Source organism: Pseudomonas avellanae BPIC 631, from assembly GCF_000444135.1.
Lineage (GTDB): Bacteria > Pseudomonadota > Gammaproteobacteria > Pseudomonadales > Pseudomonadaceae > Aquipseudomonas > Aquipseudomonas avellanae.
Genome location: NZ_ATDK01000031.1, coordinates 1 through 283 on the forward strand (window position 1 = coordinate 1; position 283 = coordinate 283).

Annotated in this window: 1 protein-coding gene; it reads right to left on the minus strand. The window is 63.6% G+C overall.

Features of this window, described 5'->3' with window-relative positions; genetic code table 11:
* On the minus strand, positions 1 to 283 hold a 283-nt coding region (locus DW49_RS0100960), incomplete at both ends, for a pyridoxal-phosphate dependent enzyme (RefSeq protein ID WP_024421071.1).

Genomic DNA, 283 nt, shown 5'->3' on the forward strand with positions numbered 1-283 from the left:
CCACGCGCTCACCCGCCGCCATCGCCGCTTGCAGGCAGTTGGAGTCGTCCGGCTCGACGCCGATGATCTTGATCTCTGGCCGCAGGTATTTCACGTACGCAGCGATACCGGCAATCAAGCCGCCGCCACCGACCGGCACAAAGATCGCGTCCAGCTTCCCCGGCTGCTGACGGAGGATTTCCATCGCCACGGTGCCTTGCCCGGCAATGGTGTCGGGGTCGTCATAGGGGTGGATGTAGACGAAGCCCTGCTCATCGACCAGTTTCAGCGAGTAAGCCAGCGC